The organism is Bacteroidota bacterium (assembly GCA_018692315.1).
In the GTDB taxonomy this organism is placed as follows: Bacteria; Bacteroidota; Bacteroidia; order Bacteroidales; family JABHKC01; genus JABHKC01.
Genome location: JABHKC010000145.1, coordinates 1 through 15,155, shown reverse-complemented (window position 1 = coordinate 15,155; position 15,155 = coordinate 1). Strand labels below are relative to the sequence as shown.

Below are 15,155 nucleotides of genomic sequence, written 5' to 3'. Positions count from 1 at the left end.
TCGATGACATATTCTTATTTTTAATTTGAAGCAAAAATATAAATTCTTTAATTTTTTATAAAATATTGTTCCGAAGTTTCAAATATTTTGACAATTAAATTTTTATTCTGCTGGTTTATATCGATGTAAATGTTCTGCAAAATGATATCAAAACTATTTTTGTAAAAGACAAAAGTGCTACATATTAAGGAAACTCAAAAGATTTTATTCTTAACTCACAATTAGAATTAATCGTCAGATATATGAAAATTGGGTAAGAAAAACATTAACTCAATTCTTTATTAATTCGATCAATATATATTAAAATATCCGATTTTCCGATTTTTGTTGTTGCCGAACTTATGAAAATCTCAGGTAATTCTTCCCACATTTTCAGTAGTTCTGTTTTATATAAATCAAGATTGGTTTCCGACTGAGATTTAGTGAGTTTATCGATTTTTGTGAAAACAATTGCAAAAGGAATTTGTTTTAAGCCCAGCCATTCAATAAATTCTAAATCAAGTTTTAATGGATTGTGCCTTGAATCAATCAGCAGAAAAAGACAGGTCAGATTCTCTCTTTTTAAAATGTAATTTTTTATAGTTTTCCCAAATTCGAATCTTTTGGTTTTCGAGACTTTTGCATATCCATAACCGGGCAAATCTACCAAATACCAATTTTTGTTTATTATGAAATGATTAATTAGCTGTGTTTTCCCCGGACTTCCTGAGGTTTTAGCCAGTTTTTTTTTGCCAACCAGCATATTTATTAAGGAAGATTTACCAACATTCGATCTTCCAATGAAGGCATATTCAGGGAACGAACTTTCAGGACAAAGGCGTACATTTGTATTGCTAATAACAAATTCTGATGTTTTTATCTGCATATATTAGTTTTTGGTAATAGTGCCATGTCAGGCATAAATTTACAGTCCAAATTTTGTTCTTTCCCAGTTTTGATTCAGGATAAAAAAATTCATGTAGTTATGAATATGCTTATATTTTCTCATTTTGCAAAACAGAAAAATTACTTCGAATTAACTGCTATTTTATATTTGACATGATGCTAGTCCGAAATTCTTATGTTATTTGTTTTATTATCAAATATTTGAAAACTTTGAGCCGTTGCCCATTAATTAATAGTCTCCTAAAGTTTCAGGTAATTGACTTAAAGCTTTTTTAAGTTGTTCGTCATTAGGTGCAACACCATGCCATTTATGAGTTCCCATCATGAAATCTACACCCATACCCATTTCTGTTTTCATGATTATCACTATCGGGAGCGATTTTTTTGTTATATCTTTTGCTTTTTGGATTGTTTCTAAAATATCTTCAATATTATTTCCATCCATCTCTAAAACCCTCCAACCAAATGCTTTCCATTTTGCCGACAAATCTCCTAAACTAACTACAGAATCGAGGCTTCCATCAATTTGTTTTTGGTTATAATCAATTACAGCAATCAAATTATCAACTTTGTTTGCCGCTGCGTACATTGCTGCTTCCCAAATCTGACCTTCCTGTAATTCGCCATCGCCATGTAGTGAGTAAACTAAATTGTTGTCATTGTTTAACTTTTTTGCTAAAGCTGCGCCAATTGCTACAGACAAACCTTGTCCGAGCGAACCTGAAGCAATTCTTATTCCTGGCAAATTTTCGGCCGTTGAGGGATGTCCTTGCAATCTGGAATTTATTTTTCTGAAAGTGCTTAATTCGTTTGTGTCGAAATATCCGCAGCGTGCCAATACACTATACCAAGCCGGCGAGATATGTCCATTTGAAAGAAAAAATAAATCTTCTGAATCTCCATTAATAGTAAAATTATTTGGATTATGTTTTAAAATACTGAAGTATAGTGTTGTAAGAAAGTCGGCACAACCAAGAGAGCCTCCCGGATGACCGGAATTTTGAGCATGAACCATCCTTAAAATGTCGCGTCTTATCTGGTTGGCAGTTTCTTCTAATTTATTAACTGAAGTCATAATCAATTTTTTAGTCTGTTCAAAAAATGAATTTTATCTTTGCTGTGAAAAGATTGTAAAAGTCAGATATTCAGTAAGATAAAATATTGTTTAAAATTTTACAAAGATAAGAATTAAATGTTTTTCTGTGTTATTATTATTTATTTATTCAAATGGGATATTTTTTATAAAATATTGTGGATACATTCATAAATTGAATTTTTTGTGTTTATTTTATAAGCCAAGCCTATGTAATTAAATCTATAGTTTATGCTATATTTTCTTAATTTTGCATTATATATTTAACATATTTTAAGTCTTTGCCTTTTTTTTGTATGAATAAATCATTATTTTTCATAATAATTTTTTGTTTGATTGTTTTTCAGTTTTATGGAAAACAAGCCAAAATTGATAGTTTAGAAAATCTATTGCCAAATGTTGAAGGTATAGAAAAAATTAGATTGTTAAATACTCTTTCTTCTATTCTAAAAGAATCTTCACCTAAAGAGTGCATAAAGTATTCTAAACAAGCTGTCAAGATTGCTAATGAATTAAACGATTTGATGCGGACTGGCGATCCACTCTACGATATTGGAATAGCTTTTTATTATCTTAACCAATACGACAGTGCAGAATTTTATTACAAAAAATCTTTAGAGGCTTTTATCCTTAGTGGTAACGAATTAGAAACAGATAATATTTATAATAATCTCGGTAATTTGTATAATAAAACAGGACAATTTGCAGAAGCTTTAGATAATCATCATAAAGCACTTTCTGTAAGGGAAATCAAAGGAAATAGAATGGCAATCGGTTACTCCTATAATAATCTGGGTCTAATCTACATGAAATTAAATAATTACGATGAAGCAATTTCATATATTGAAAAATCTACTGCTATATGGAAAGAAATTGGAAATAGGAATGCTTATTTGTTCTGTATCAATAATCTTGGAATAATATATTATGAAAAAGACTCTTTGGTTAAATCATTAGAATGTCACATAGAAGCTCTTGAAATTGAAAAGGAACTAAACTGTGAAAAAAACATGGCACTAACTTTAAATAACATTGGTATAGTTTATATTGAGTTAGATTCCTTTGAAAGAAGTTTGCATTATTTTCTTAATTCCTTAAAACTTAAAAGAGAATTTAAGAACAAGTATTCAATTGCAAATACTCTTAGCAATATTGGCAAAAATTATATTTGCTTGAACGAACCTAAGTTAGCAAAAAAATATCTCGACGAAAGTTTAGAGTTGGCAGAGGAAGTAAAGGCTTTACAATATGTTGAAGAAAACTTTTTGCATTTTGCAATTTTGGCGGCAAGTAAACAAAATATGGACGAGGCATACTTATATTTGGACAAATATAAGGAGTTGAAAGATAGTAGTTTTATTGAGAATACATCTTCCAAAATTGCCAAAATTGAATCTAAGCACGAAAAAGAAAAACGAATTAAGGAAATAGAAATATTAAAAAGAGAAGCTGAAATTGAAAGGGTTAAAGTATATCGTCAAAAAATGGCCATTTATGGATTCTTTTTTGTCTCCTTATTAATTGCATTTTTTTCGTTTGTATTAATGAAACAATTAAAAAATAGAAAAAAGGCGTACAATTTACTCAATATTCAAAAAAATGAAATTGAGGAGAAAAATAGTGAACTTAAATTTCGTCAGACTCAAATTGTCTCTCAAAATAGTGAAATAAGTTCACAAAGATTGAAATACATTGAACTAAATGCTACTAAGGATAAGTTTTTCTCTATAATTGCTCACGATTTGAAAAGTCCATTCAATTCTATTATTGGCTTTTCGGAACTTTTAGCTACGGAAATAGACCAATATGATATGGATGAATTGAAAAGAATGGCAACTTTTATTCATCAAAGTAGCAGAGAAACTTACAATTTACTTTCAAATTTATTGGAATGGTCGAGGACTCAAACTGATAATATTGCTTATAGACCGAAAAATTTTGAAATCAACAAAATCCTTGAAGACGTTTTGTTGCTGTTAAGTCAGAATGCCACAGAAAAAGAAATAAATATTATTTCAAAAATTTATAAGCCAATATCGGTTTTTGCAGATAAAAATATGATTGAAACGGTATTGCGAAATCTTTTATCGAATGCTATAAAATTTACAAACATTAAAGGTCAGATCGAAATACAAATATATGAAATGAACGATTTTGTAGAGGTTCAGATAACAGATAATGGTATTGGAATTAAAGCCAGCAATATTGACAGACTTTTTAGAATTGATGAAAGCTTTTCGACAAGAGGCACCAAAAAAGAAGAGGGGACAGGCTTAGGTTTGATAATTTGTAAGGAGTTTATTGAAAAAAATGAAGGTAAAATTTGGGTAAAAAGCGTTGAAGGCGAAGGAAGTACTTTCTATTTTATGATAAAAAAAGCTAGTTAAACCATTGATAAATAAACCATTGATAAATAAACCATTGAAAAATAAATCATTGAAAAACAAAAAAAAATGTTCTCAAAAATTTGTTAAAAAATAAAAAATATGCAACCATTTATAATGCCGATCTGTCTTTGAAGCGGTAGTTTTATAAAATTGTAGAGATTTTATAATTGTAGATTTCATAGTTTTAATTATTTGGTTGGCTAAAACCACTTGAAACAGTGCCCTCGGCACTGTTTCTTTTTTTATAAACATTTCGTTTTCTTGAAAAAAAACTACATTGCTTTCTGAAATAGAAATAAATGAATCTACATTCTTTGTGGTACATCAATTCCCAACAATCCCATCAGATTTTTAATGCTTTTTGCAATTTTTAATGAAATATTCAATCGGAAATTGCGAATGTTATCGTCAATTTCGCTAATAATAGGGAATTCGTGATAGAACTGATTATATTCTTTTGCAAGATTATAGCAAAAATTTGCAATAATTGCAGGATTTAAACTTTGTGCCGAGTCGTTAATTATGCTAGGAGTTTTCGATAATAATTTTATTAGTTCTATTTCTTTAGAATTAATTTTTGTTTTGATGTTTGTTTCTTTCGGAAAATCAAATTCCATGCTTTTTGCTTTGTCTAAAACCGATTGAATTCTGACATATGTATATTGAATAAAAGGTCCTGTATTTCCATTAAAATCAATTGATTCTTTTGGATTGAAAGTCATGTTCTTTTTGGGATCGACCTTTAAAATAAAATATTTTAGCGCTCCAATTGCAATAGATTCAATTATTTTTTTCTTCTCAAATTCGTTGAAATTTTCTAATTTCCCCAATTCAACAGAAGTATTTGTAGCAGTTTCTTTCATTTCTTCCATCAAATCATCAGCATCAACTACAGTTCCTTCGCGCGATTTCATTTTTCCTGAAGGTAATTCAACCATTCCATACGACAAATGTTCGATATTTTCAGCCCAATCAAACCCAAGTTGCTTCAATATCAATTTTAATACTTGAAAATGATAGTTCTGCTCGTTTCCAACAACATAGAAATGCTTGTCAATACTAAATGAGCTAAAACGTTGGTGAGCAGTACCAATATCTTGGGTAATATAGACCGAAGTCCCATCGGAACGTAATAATAACTTTTGGTCTAAACCAAATTCCGATAAATCTGCCCAAACAGAACCGTCTTCTTTTTTTAGTAAAATTCCTTTTTCTAATGCTTTGAAAATTAAGGATTTCCCTAATTCATAAGTTTTTGATTCGTAATAGGTTTTATCAAATTTTATCCCTAGTTTTTTGTATGTTTTATTGAAACCATCGTAAACCCATTCGTTCATTTTCTTCCATAAATTTATGGTTTCTTCATCTTTAGCTTCCCATTTTCGTAAAGTTTCTTTTGCTTCGAGCAAAATTGGTGCAGAATTTTTTGCCTCTTCTTCTTTCATCCCTTGAGCTAAAAGAGCTTTGGTTTGTTTTTTATACTCGTCGTTAAATTTTACATAATAGTCGCCTACCAAATGATCTCCTTTTTTACAATTTGTTTCAGGAGTTTCGTTATTGCTCCATTTTTGCCATGCAAGCATCGATTTGCAAATGTGAATTCCTCTATCGTTGACCAAATTCACTTTTGTTACATTTTTTCCTGAAGCTTTCAGAATTTCTGAAATTGAATTTCCCAACATATTGTTTCTAACATGACCAAGATGAAGAGGTTTATTAGTGTTTGGTGATGAAAATTCTATCATTATTGATGACGAAAGGTCTTTAATTTTTTTGAATCCAAATTTTTTAAGTTTCAAAATTTCGTTAAACAATGAAATCCAATACGAACTGTCAATTGTTATATTAAGGAATCCTTTCACTACATTAAAACTTAATATTTCAGGCAATTCGGTTTTCAAATATTCCCCAATTTCGTTTGCTGTATCTTCCGGCGATTTTCTTGAAAATTTTAAAAATCCAAAAACGGTTATTGTAAAATCTCCTTCGAAATCTTTTCTTGTAGCTTGCGTTTGAAAATCGTCAATTGTAAGTTCTTGTTTGTAAAGATATTTTACTCCTTCTACTGTTTTGAGTTTAATAACTTTTTCAATATTCATTAAATTCATGTTTTTTTGATAATTGTGATTGCTAATTCATTAAACTTGCCCACACATTCTCGGCAGTTTTATCCCAGCTAAATTGTAGTTTTCTTAAATTCCCTTTTTGTATTAAATCTTTTCTAAAATCCTCATTTTCATAAAGTATAATCATTCTTTCACAAATTGATTCAACTGAATATGGATCTACCAGCATAGCAGCATTTCCTCCAACCTCAGGCATTGAAGTAACATTTGATGTAATTACTGGAACTCCACAATTGAAAGCTTCAACTATTGGAATTCCAAAGCCTTCGAAATACGGAACAAAAACTAATGCAAACGCAGACCCAAGCATGAAGCTGAGTTTTTCTGCCGATAAACGTCCGGTAAATATTACTTCATTTTTGAATTCCATATTGTTGAATGTATGATGAATCTGTTTGTTTTTAAACATTTTTTCACCAACAATCACCAATTTCATATTTGAAGAGGTTTTTTGTTTGAACATATCGAATGACAATAACAAACGCTCAACATTTTTTCGGGGATGCAATGCTCCAATAAAAATAAAATAGTTTTCCTTTTCGGTAAATTCTGATTTTATTTCAGTAGTTATTTTTTCACTTAATTCTTTGTAAACAGAATTTGCACCATTATAACAAACATCTATTTTTGATGCCGGAATCAAGTATGTTTCAGAAATGTCTTTTTTCGAAAATTCTGAAACAGTAATAATTCTATGAGCTTTTTGTGCATATTTTCTAAAATATTTTCTATAATATTTGCTAATAAGAAATGGTAGATCTTGAGGATTATGTTCAAAATTTATGTCATGTATTGCAGTAACAGTTTTTATACCGGATGAAAGCGAAATGTATCCGTCTGGCGAAAAAAACAAATCTGGTTTATGTTTTTTCAAAACTCTGGGAAGCATTAGCTCAAACCAAATGTACCACAATATTGGATGTCGGGTGGGTGGAGAAATTACAATAGGTGTAATATTTGAAGAGAAAATAAATTCCTCAGAATAAGGCCTGTCAAACAAGAAAATAAATTCATGCTCGGGGTGTTGAGTCGTTATTCTTTTAAGGACTTCATACGAAAACCAACCAATTCCCTCGAGTTTGTCTTTCAATAAAAGACGTGTATTTACTGCTATTTTCATTAAGAATGATTTTCGATATATTGTTTCGAAAATGATTTTTTCATTCGAGGTATTTCACGCATTTTTCCCCAGGCATTTTTCCCCACGAACGAAAATTTATTTTTGACAAATTCTCCACCGGCATCTAAAGTGTTTCTATTCAGCATTGCTTTTTTGTATCCAATCATTCCTATTTTTTCTGCAAATACGGAATATCCATTTTCAACAGCATCGCGTCTATTGTATAATAGTAGTTTGTGAATGTCAATTTTTACCGGGCAAACTTCAGTGCATTTTCCACAGAGTGAAGAAGCAAAACTCAAATGTTTATATTCTTTCTGATCTTTTAAATGCGGCGTAATCACTGAACCTATTGGTCCGCTGTAAGTCGATTCGTAGGTATATCCTCCTATGTTTTTATAAACAGGGCAAGCATTTAGGCAAGCGCCACATCTAATACACTTTAGCGCCTTGTGTTGCTCTTTTTTGTCAAAAAGTTTCGATCTGCCATTGTCAAGTAATATTACATACATTTCTTGTGGCCCGTCATTTTCGCCTTCTTGTTTCGGGCCTGTAAAAATTGAATTATAGGCAGTAATTTTTTGTCCAGTTCCATGAACTGCAAGTAGTGGCAAAAATAAATCTAAATCTTTGTACGATGGAATTATTTTTTCGATTCCTGCAATAGCTATTTGAATTTTCGGAAATGAAGTTGACATCAAGCCATTTCCTTCATTTTCGGTCAAAGCCACTGCTCCAATATCTGCAATTAGAAAATTTGCTCCGGTAATTCCTGCATCGGCATTAATATACTTTTCTCGTAGTTTTTCTCTCACCCAATTTGTTAAATATTCGGGTGTGCTATTTTTTGGTGTATCGAAATTTTTATTAAAAAGTTCATCTACGTCTTCTTTTGATTTGTGCATTGCCGGAGTTACTATATGATATGGTTTCTCGCCAGCTACCTGCACAATATATTCTCCAAGATCTGTTTCCACTGATTCAATATTATTGTCTTCGAGATTTTTATTGAAATCAATTTCTTCTGTAGTCATCGATTTGCTTTTTACAACTAATTTAGTTTCATGCGAATTTAGTATCGATAAAATTTCGGAAATTGCTTCATCATTGTCTTTTGCATAGATTACTTTTGCTCCTCTCTTCGAAATATTCTCTTCAAATTGTATTAAATATTTATCAAGATTTTGGAGAACATTTTCTTTTATTGCCGATGCTCTTTGTTTTGCTAACTCAAGGTTCGAATATCTTGATTTTCCTTTGGCAACAGCTGCATTATATTTCGACATATTGAACCTGATGGTATTTCTGTGTTTTAGGTCGAATGCAACCTTTTCCGATTCTTTTTGAAATAACTTTGAGGTACTACTCATCAATTTCTGCAATTTTGTTTTCAGATTTTTTATTCATAAAAGAGATTAAAATATCTGATTTGTAAATATTTACTTTTCTATTTTAAAGGAATTTTATTAATTCGTTTGACATGTCTGCCTTTTTCGAATTCAGTTGCTAAAAATTCTTTAACAATTTCAATAGCCTCAGATTCATTGACAAAACGAGCTGGTATCGAACAAATATTTGCATCGTTATGTTGTCTAGCCAATCTTGTAATTTCTACACACCAACATAGCGCCGAACGTATCCCCTGATGTTTGTTTGCGGTCATACTTATTCCATTTCCGCTTCCACATAAAGTTATTCCAATATCAAACTCGGTGTTTTCAACTGCTATTGATAAAGGGTGAGCAAAGTCGGGATAATCGACACTCTCATCGGAAAATGCTCCAAAATCTTTTACAAAATAATCTTCTTTTTCAAGAAAATCTATTAGTGTTTTTTTTGTATTGAAGCCTGCATGATCAGATGCAAGTGCGATTTTTAAGTTTTTCATACATGTAAAATTAAAGCTTGCAAATGTACAAAAAATTAGTTTTGATATTTAATAAAACCTTTAATTTTCAGTGAGAAAATAGTGCAAAAAACTTATTGTGAGCTAACAAATTACATTTAGAGAAAGAGGATTGATTTTAATTTTTATCTCTTGTGGAAGATGAATTGCTTCCCCATCAATATGTGATACAACTTGCGATTCTTGGATGATTCTTATCTCTTTTGCTGTAATTGATTTGTAGTATTTAGATTTCTGAATGGTTTTGTTGAAAAGTCTTACTGCAAGTAGTGGGGCTGCTATCGCAGGAAATTTTTTTATTATTGCAACATTCAAAAAACCATCGTCAATTTTGGCTTGAGGAGCAATAAAGGCATTATTTCCAAATTGCGATGAATTGCAAAAACTTATAGAAAATGCCTTTTCATTGATTTTTTCGCCATCAATTACTAAGGTGAACTGTTGGGCTTTATATTTGTAAAATTCTTGAAAAATAATTTTTATATAAGATAAAAATCCTCGTTTTTTCGATTTTGAAAAATTGTGAGCAATATGTGCATCAAAACCAATTCCGGCAACGTTTACAAACGTTTTATCGTTGATATGGGCTGTGTCGATTTTTCGAATATTTTGTTTGTTGATTAATTGAATTGCTTTTGCAGCCGTGCATGGAATTTTGAGATGACGAGCAAAACCATTGCCCGAACCGGCAGGAATTATTGCAAATTTTATGTTAGTATTTATAAGAGAATTACTTATTTCATTTACTAATCCATCTCCTCCTACTGCTGTTATTATATCGAAATTTGCAGATGCTTCTTTTGCAATTTCCGTTGCATGTCCTTCATTTTCTGTATATTTAATTTCGTAAGAGAAATTCTTGTTGTCGAGAATTTTTGGAATCAAATTTGCAATTTTTCCATGTTTCCCAATTCCAGAAATTGGATTAATAATAAATAATACTTTTTTCATGATTCCAAGCAAAAAATTATGGAAACAAAAAAAGCACTCCAATATTTTTAGAGTGCTTTTTTTCTTTTATAATGTGGAAATAGAAATATTCAAGAACCTATTTTCAATTTTAGTTATTTCCCAAAATTAGAGGTAGCCCATCTTTACCGGCACCAACCACAACAACTTTCGTATTATTCGATTTAGCAAGTTCAATGGTTGCTTCTATTCCTCTTTGTTTCAATATGTTGGTTGTTAAACTCTGACTGATAATTAAATTATAGTTGGATATACCTTCCGCTTCAATTTTTTTACGCTCTGCTTCACTTTTTTCTTTATCTAAGCGGAATTTATATGCCAAGGCTTCTTGCTCTTGCTTCAATTTACTTTCAATTGCATTTTTAATTTCGTTCGGTAGTCCAATGGAACGAATTAGCATAGCACGCATCTGAATGAAGTTTTTTTCTAAAATTATTGTTGTTTCTTCAATAATTGCTTTTTCAACCAAAGAACGTTTTGTTGAATAAATTTCTTCTGCGGTATATCTTCCTGCTACTTGTCTTACCGAAGATCTTACTTCGGGAATAACTAATTGGTTAATATAATTTTTTCCAAAAACCTCGTGTAGAAAACCAATTTTTTCATAAATAGGATTAAAACGAACGGAAATGTCAATATTTACAGAAAGTCCACTTCTGTCAAGAACATCCATAGTTTCTTCACTTTTTTGCTCTTTTACATTGTAAATGTGGAGGTCGTTCCATGGGGCGATTACATGAAATCCAGGTTCAAAAATATTTTCTTTGTCTAATCCGGTAGTGAACTGCCTAAAAATAATTGCTCGGTCGCCCGGTTGAAGCGTATAAAACATACTGCTTCCGAAAAAAATTAGAAGAATTACTCCAATAATAACTACTATTAGTAATGATGAAAACTGCTTTTTCATAATTTTTAAATTTAATGTTTATAAAATATTCAAAACACAAAAGTACTTCAAATTTTTGATTGATGGATTTTAATTGATAATTAAAAATATAAATTTTCAATCATCAATTCTCAATATCATTCCCCCACCTATAGTGCTCATTTTCTAAGCCAACTAAATCAATAATGCGTTCTACTACAGAATTTATGAGCTGTTCAATATTTTGAGGTTTGCTATAAAACGAAGGGCTGGCAGGACAGATTATTCCACCTGCTTCGGTAATTATTTTCATATTATTTATATGAATTAAATTTAGTGGACTATCTCTTGTTACTAAAATTAGTTTCCGCCTTTCTTTGAGCATTACGTCTGCGGCTCGCACAATGAGATTATCGCTAATGCAGTTTGCAATTTTTCCAAGAGTTCCCATCGAGCATGGGCAAACTATCATACAATCAAATTTTGCCGAACCGCTGGCAAAGGGAGCGAAGAAATCGTTTATATTATAAATTTTGTAAGGAATTTTTGTAAATGCCTCCTTCCCAATTTCGTAATTCCAAACTAATTTTGCATTATCTGTGAAGACAATATTAACTTCAGCTAATTGATTTTTTATTACATATATTTTTTCAATTAATTGCTTCGCATAAATTGATCCGCTAGCGCCTGTAACTCCAATTATTATTTTTTGTTTTTTACTCATTCGTTAAATCTTTAAATAAATTTTTCTTTTGCTGTAACAAATAAAAATATCAAATCGTCATACTGGCAAATTTGAAACAAATATTTAAAAGTTTAATTAAAAATTTAGTAAAAATGAAAAAAGTATTAGTATTAACAGTAGCAGTTTTTTTGACAATCGGATTATTAGCCCAGGAAGCCGATACAACAAAGATTAAATTAGGAACAAAAAAAATTTTAATAATTGAAAACCCTGATGGAGATAGCGATGTTGTAGTTGACACACTCGAGGAGTATGATTATGACATTGATGAAATGATAGAAAAAAAGAAAGATAAAGATGATTCAGAATTTGATGCGCATTGGGCTGGATTTGAATTTGGTCTTAATAATTATTTGAACAGCAACAATGAACTTGTTAGTAATGATGAACTTCACGCCAGTAGTTTGAGCAAATCATGGGGTTTCAATTTGAACCTATTAGAGTTCGATTTTCCTGTTATTAAAGAAAACTTTGGATTTGTTACAGGTCTTGGTTTTGAGTGGAACAATTATAGATTTGAAAACAATTTTGTTGCACTCGGGTACGATGAAAATGGTTCAACCGAGTGGAGAGACGAAGGCATTGAGTATCAAAAAAACAAACTAAATACAACCTATTTGACAGCTCCATTGTTGATGGAATTTCAAGCACCGGTTGGCAAAAAGCAGGAAAAACTATCAATTTCAGTTGGTGTGATTGGAGGACTTAAACTTCACTCCAATTCGCATTACGAATATGAAATCGGTGATGGAGAATATGACTTAAAAGAAAAAACCGATTACAATTTAAGCAGTTTTAGATATGGAGTAACTGCAAGAATTGGTTATGATAATGTTCAATTATTTGCAAATTACAATATCACTCCAATGTTCGAATCCGACAAAGGTCCAGAATTATATCCTTTTACTATTGGGATACATATTTTAGACTTTTAGAATGAAGTAGATTAAATCAAAATTTAAAAGCCGTTCAAATATTTTTTGAGCGGCTTTTTCGTTATTTCAAGAAATTTGAAGTTGTTTTAATGTTCAGACATAAAATTCATTTTGTTTGTCCAAGTTTTGTAATTTTGCAAAAACTAATAATAAGATGTGATGAAAATAATTAACAATATATTAATACTTGTATTCTCGGTTTTTTTGATTTCTTGCGAGCAATTAGAAAGTTTACTCACAGAAGAAGAAATTGCCGAAGGTTTGAAATCGGCATTAATAGTAGGAACCGATACTTCAGTTGCAACAGTTTCGGCAGTGGATGGATATTATAAAGACGAAATAATAAAAATTTTGCTACCACCTGAAGCTGAAATTATTTATGAATATAAAGACGATGCACTTTTAGTTGCACTCGGAATTTCCGATTTGATTGAAGATGTAATAGTTCGAATGAATCGTGCAGCTGAGGATGCTGCAAAAGAAGCTACTCCAATTTTTGTAGGTGCAATAACTTCAATGACGATTGTTGACGCAATTGAGATTTTGCATAGTAACGATACTGCTGCAACTCATTATTTGCGGGGAACTACATATTATGAACTTAAAGATCTTTTTCAGCCAAAAATAGATAATTCTTTGGACAAAGCTCTCGTGGCTGGTATTTCAACAAACGAATCGTGGGAAAGTTTGACAGTTGCCTATAATAGCGTTGCAGAAACTTTTGCAGGACAATTGATAGGATTAACTCCTGTGAACACAGATTTAAGCGAACATGTTACACGAAAGGGACTTGATGGCCTTTTTTTAAAAGTTGCTGAAGAAGAAAAAGATATTAGAGAAGATCCGCTCGCTCGAGTTAATGATATTCTTAAAAAGGTTTTCGGTAGTTTAGATTAATTGAAAAACAGTTTATTTACTGTTTGAAAAATTTCTTGTCTTCGGGCTGAATAACAACAGAAAATAAATTGATTGCCCTGTATTGCTCAACTACAATTTCGGCATATTGTTGAGAAAAAAATGCCTCGCTAAGGAAAGCATATCCACCGGCTACTTGCTTTTTAGTAAAAATCTGGTCGGATAGTAAATTTGGAATTTCTTCTTCTTGTTTGTTGTTTTGTGGTACTATTGCAACAAAATATCTACAACAAGTTAAATCATCGTTAACATAATTTGCTATCAAACCATTCAACTCATCAAGAATTAATTGCTCTTCTTCGCTAACATTATTGTCAACATTTACCAGTAGTTTCAGTACGTCTGCAAGCTGTGAAACTTGCGATTTGGGTGGAGATATAGATAGATAGTTCTCCATACTATGTCGGAGATTAACATAATGGTTGCCTACACTTTCGTGATAATCGATTTCTATTTGGTCTATTGAAAAATCAATATTCCACTCTGCTGCAAAACTCTGAATAAACTCAGCCTCTTTTTTATCTAAAACTCCGTCTATCATGGCTGTTTGCCCTAAAATGTTCAGAATTTTTTCGGCTCCGGAAGGCCTGAAAAAAGATTTTGCTAAAACGGTAACTTCTTTGCGTTCAATTTTCAACGAGCGTTTCACCAATTTCCAGATTCCTTTAGTTCTTTCGCCGGTTACCCACCAGCCTGTACCTATTATTACATGAAATAGTAATAAAATAAATACTATCAATCGGTTAAGAAATCCCGGAACATCGGCATTAGAAAAGAAATAAAATAGCAAAAAAACCACCGGAATTATTCCAATAAATTTCCCAAGAATAGAAATACTATCTGCAACAACTCTTTCGTGTTTTCTTTTCCAAATTTTGTTTAAGGTCAGATAAGCCTCTAATAAAGAAAAAACGACTGCTAAATATCCAAATATTAATACTTCTATTTTCATTTAAATAAATAAAAACCTGAAACACAAAAAATAAGTTGAACAGAAAAGAACAACTCAAAAAAAAATGTGCTTCAGGAAAAACTGAGATAAAATTATTTTTTGCCTATCTTTTTTAACCTGAATAATTCATAAATTTTCGTAACGAAAGGTTAAAATGTGTATCAGATTTGAACTACCACAGATTTTTATTTTTGAGTAATAGCGAGCTATTTTGATGGAATAAAAATTGAGGACGGTCAAAGATGATGTGCAGTTTG

At 30.9% G+C, this 15,155-nt stretch carries 13 protein-coding genes; 3 read left to right on the top strand and 10 right to left on the bottom strand.

Translation table 11 applies throughout. The features are described from left to right. Positions 1 to 265: 265 nt before the first annotated feature. Positions 266 to 865: a YihA family ribosome biogenesis GTP-binding protein gene (locus HN894_10625; GenBank protein ID MBT7143784.1), complete on the bottom strand. Its 600-nt coding sequence runs from the start codon at positions 863 to 865 to the stop codon at positions 266 to 268. A gap of 249 nt (positions 866 to 1,114) precedes the next feature. Then, on the bottom strand, positions 1,115 to 1,963 hold the full coding sequence (locus HN894_10620; protein ID MBT7143783.1) for a transketolase: 849 nt from the start codon (positions 1,961 to 1,963) through the stop codon (positions 1,115 to 1,117). A 311-nt stretch (positions 1,964 to 2,274) separates the two neighbouring features. Between HN894_10620 and HN894_10615 the strand changes: the two genes are divergently transcribed. Further along, on the top strand, positions 2,275 to 4,365 hold the full coding sequence (locus HN894_10615; GenBank protein MBT7143782.1) for a tetratricopeptide repeat-containing sensor histidine kinase: 2,091 nt from the start codon (positions 2,275 to 2,277) through the stop codon (positions 4,363 to 4,365). A gap of 305 nt (positions 4,366 to 4,670) precedes the next feature. On the opposite strand, the gene HN894_10610 is transcribed toward HN894_10615, so the two are convergent. From HN894_10610 to HN894_10580, 7 genes are all read right to left on the bottom strand, one after another. Further along, complete coding sequence (locus HN894_10610) at positions 4,671 to 6,464, bottom strand: arginine--tRNA ligase (protein MBT7143781.1); 1,794 nt, start codon at positions 6,462 to 6,464, stop codon at positions 4,671 to 4,673. 31 nt (positions 6,465 to 6,495) lie between these two features. Continuing rightward, the gene (locus HN894_10605) at positions 6,496 to 7,611 is read right to left on the bottom strand and encodes a glycosyltransferase family 4 protein (protein ID MBT7143780.1); all 1,116 of its coding nucleotides are present in this window, start codon (positions 7,609 to 7,611) and stop codon (positions 6,496 to 6,498) included. After that, positions 7,611 to 8,981 (bottom strand): iron-sulfur cluster-binding protein, encoded by a 1,371-nt coding sequence (locus HN894_10600; protein MBT7143779.1) that lies wholly within the window; start codon positions 8,979 to 8,981, stop codon positions 7,611 to 7,613. The genes HN894_10605 and HN894_10600 overlap by 1 nt, the downstream gene beginning before the upstream one ends. A 77-nt stretch (positions 8,982 to 9,058) precedes the next feature. Further along, complete coding sequence (gene rpiB, locus HN894_10595; GenBank protein MBT7143778.1) at positions 9,059 to 9,499, bottom strand: ribose 5-phosphate isomerase B; 441 nt, start codon at positions 9,497 to 9,499, stop codon at positions 9,059 to 9,061. A 102-nt stretch (positions 9,500 to 9,601) separates the two neighbouring features. Further along, positions 9,602 to 10,468: a diacylglycerol kinase family lipid kinase gene (locus HN894_10590; protein MBT7143777.1), complete on the bottom strand. Its 867-nt coding sequence runs from the start codon at positions 10,466 to 10,468 to the stop codon at positions 9,602 to 9,604. Between the two features lie 109 nt (positions 10,469 to 10,577). Further along, the gene (locus tag HN894_10585) at positions 10,578 to 11,393 is read right to left on the bottom strand and encodes a prohibitin family protein (GenBank protein ID MBT7143776.1); all 816 of its coding nucleotides are present in this window, start codon (positions 11,391 to 11,393) and stop codon (positions 10,578 to 10,580) included. Between the two features lie 103 nt (positions 11,394 to 11,496). Continuing rightward, complete coding sequence (locus tag HN894_10580) at positions 11,497 to 12,075, bottom strand: UbiX family flavin prenyltransferase (GenBank protein ID MBT7143775.1); 579 nt, start codon at positions 12,073 to 12,075, stop codon at positions 11,497 to 11,499. Positions 12,076 to 12,188: 113 nt separating this feature from the next. Between HN894_10580 and HN894_10575 the strand changes: the two genes are divergently transcribed. Both HN894_10575 and HN894_10570 read left to right on the top strand, forming a co-directional pair. Beyond that, on the top strand, positions 12,189 to 13,031 hold the full coding sequence (locus tag HN894_10575; protein MBT7143774.1) for a PorT family protein: 843 nt from the start codon (positions 12,189 to 12,191) through the stop codon (positions 13,029 to 13,031). A gap of 159 nt (positions 13,032 to 13,190) precedes the next feature. Further along, on the top strand, positions 13,191 to 13,928 hold the full coding sequence (locus HN894_10570) for a DUF4197 domain-containing protein (GenBank protein ID MBT7143773.1): 738 nt from the start codon (positions 13,191 to 13,193) through the stop codon (positions 13,926 to 13,928). A gap of 16 nt (positions 13,929 to 13,944) precedes the next feature. Here HN894_10570 and HN894_10565 read toward each other — a convergent pair whose 3' ends face one another. Further along, the gene (locus HN894_10565) at positions 13,945 to 14,898 is read right to left on the bottom strand and encodes a hypothetical protein (protein MBT7143772.1); all 954 of its coding nucleotides are present in this window, start codon (positions 14,896 to 14,898) and stop codon (positions 13,945 to 13,947) included. Positions 14,899 to 15,155 lie beyond the last annotated feature (257 nt).